2 protein-coding genes are annotated in these 2,756 nt (G+C 65.6%); both read left to right on the plus strand.

What is annotated here, in order from left to right:
* The coding region (locus WBB07_RS18685) for a thioesterase domain-containing protein (protein WP_526309883.1) at positions 1-1,151 on the plus strand (1,151 nt) is incomplete at its 5' end.
* Positions 1,152-1,158: 7 nt separating this feature from the next.
* Entirely contained in the window at positions 1,159-2,730 is a 1,572-nt protein-coding gene (locus WBB07_RS18690; protein WP_526309884.1) for an acyl-CoA carboxylase subunit beta, read from the plus strand.
* The last annotated feature ends 26 nt before the right edge of the window (positions 2,731-2,756 follow it).

Genomic DNA, 2,756 nt, shown 5'->3' on the forward strand with positions numbered 1-2,756 from the left:
CCGACCTGGCCGCGGCCGCCGCGGCGCTGAACCAGCAGGCCATCGCCGAGGCACTGAATTCGGATGTGCCACCGCGTGATGCGGCCGAGCGGTTGACGTTCGCCACCTGGGCCATCGTCACCGGCAAGAGCCCGGGCGGCATCTTCAACACCCTGCCGCAGATCGACGACGACACCGCAGCCAAGCTGGCACAACGGCTTTCGGAGCGGGCCGAGGGCACCATCACCGCCGAGGACGTCCTGCGGGCGCCCAACGTGGAGGCGTTGTCGACGACGGTGCGCGAATTCCTCGAAGCCGGGGAACTCGACGGTTTTGTGCGCACCATCCGCGCGGCCCAGTCCGACGACCAGGTGCCGGTGTATGTGTTCCACGCGGCCGGCGGGTCGACGGTGGTCTACGAGCCGCTGTTGAACCGGCTGCCCGCGGACACTCCGATGATCGGGCTGGAGCGGGTCGAGGGCACCATCGAGGAACGCGCGGCGGTCTACGTGCCGAAGCTGTTGGAGCTCAATGGCTGGTCGGACGGCAAGAAGGGCAAGCCGTTCATCCTGGCCGGCTGGTCGCTGGGCGGGGCACTGTCGTATGCCTGTGCCATCGGCCTCAGGGAAGCCGGCGCCGATGTCCGCTTTGTCGGTCTGATCGACTGCGTGCGCCCCGGGGTGCCGATCGACACCTCCCTCGAAGGCACCCGGGCCCGCTGGGACCGGTACGCCAAGTTCGCCGAGAAGACGTTCAACGTGCAGATCCCGGCCATCCCCTACGAGGAGCTGGAGAAGCTCGACGACGCGGGCCAGATCGAGTTCGTGCTGAAGGCGGTCAAGGATGCCGGGGTGCAGATTCCCGGCGGCATCGTCGAGCACCAGCGCACGTCCTACCTCGACAACCGTGCCCTCGACGTGGTGGAACTCAAGCCGTACAGCGGACACGTGACGTTGTACATGGCCGACCGCTACCACGATGACGCGATCACGTTCGAGCCCGCGTACGCCACCCGCCAAGCCGACGGTGGCTGGGGCGAGTTCGCCTCCGACCTCGAGGTGGTCAACATCGGTGGCGAGCACATCCAGGCCATCGACGAGCCCTACATCGCCAAGGTCGGGGCACATTTGAGCCAGGCGATCAACGAGATCCAAGCCAACCAGGGAAAGTGAGCGTCTCGTGACCGAGAATCCCGTTCGATCGGCTGCCGCCACCACCGCCGAGAAACTCGCCGAGTTGCGCGAAAAGCTGGAGTTGGCCAAGGAACCCGGCGGCGAGAAAGCGATCGCGAAGCGGGAGAAGAAGGGCATTCCGAGTGCCCGCGCCCGGATCCATGCGCTGGTCGATCCCGGCAGCTTCTTCGAGATCGGTGCGCTGGCCAAGACCCCCGGGGATCCCAACGCTCTGTTCGGCGACGGTGTGGTCACCGGCCACGCCACCATCAACGGCCGGCCGGTCGGAGTCTTCAGCCACGACCAGACGGTGTTCCAGGGCACGGTCGGAGAGATGTTCGGCCGCAAGGTCGCCCGGCTGATGGAGTGGGTGGCCATGGTCGGTTGCCCGATTATCGGCATCAACGACTCCGGTGGCGCGCGCATCCAGGACGCCGCGACGTCGCTGGCCTGGTACGCCGAATTGGGCCGCCGCCACGAGCTGCTCAGCGGCCTGGTGCCGCAGATCTCGATCATCCTCGGCAAGTGCGCCGGTGGTGCGGTGTACTCGCCGATCCAGACCGATCTCATCGTCGCGGTGCGCGATCAGGGCTACATGTTTGTCACCGGCCCCGATGTCATCAAGGACGTCACCGGTGAGGACGTGTCCCTCGACGAGCTCGGTGGTGCGGATTACCAGGCCAAGTACGGCAACATCCATGAGGTCGTCGAGGACGAGAAGGCGGCCTTCCAGTACGTCCGCGACTATCTCGATTTCCTTCCCGGGAACACCTTCGACGACGAACCGATCGTCAACCCCGGCCTGGAGCCGGAGATCACCCCGCACGATCTCGAGCTCGATTCCCTGGTGCCGGATGCCGACAACATGGGCTACGACATGCACGAGATCCTGTTGCGGATCTTCGACGACGGTGAGTTCTTCGAGGTTGCCGGGCAGGCGGGCAAGGCGATCCTCACCGGTTACGCCCGGGTCGACGGTCACACGGTCGGCGTCATCGCCAACCAGCCGATGTACAACTCCGGCGCCATCGACAACGAGGAGTCCGACAAGGCGGCCCGCTTTGTCCGGTTCTGCGACTCGTTCAACATTCCGCTGGTGTTTGTGGTGGACACCCCGGGATTCATGGTCGGTGTCGAGCAGGAGCGCAACGGAATCATCAAGCGCGGCGGTCGATTCCTGTACGCGGTCGTCGAGGCCGATGTGCCGAAGGTGACCATCACGGTCCGCAAGTCCTATGGCGGTGCGTACGCGGTGATGGGTTCCAAGCAGTTGACCGCGGACCTCAACTTCGCCTGGCCGACCGCGCGGATCGCGGTGATCGGTGCCGACGGCGCCGCTCAGCTGCTGGTGAAGCGATTCCCGGATCCGACCGCGCCCGAGGTGCAGAAGATCAAGGCCGACTTCATCGAGGGGTACAACCTCAACATCGCGGTCCCGTACATCGCGGCCGAGCGCGGTTACATCGACGCGGTGATCGAGCCGCACGAGACGCGGCTGAAGCTCCGCAGCGCGATGCGGTTGTTGCGGGACAAGCAGATTCAGCGAGTGCAGCGTAAGCACGGGCTGATCCCGATCTAAGAACCCGGCGTGGCGCGTGTCTACAC

Source organism: Mycobacterium sp. (assembly GCF_049647605.1).
Taxonomy (GTDB): domain Bacteria; phylum Actinomycetota; class Actinomycetes; order Mycobacteriales; family Mycobacteriaceae; genus Mycobacterium.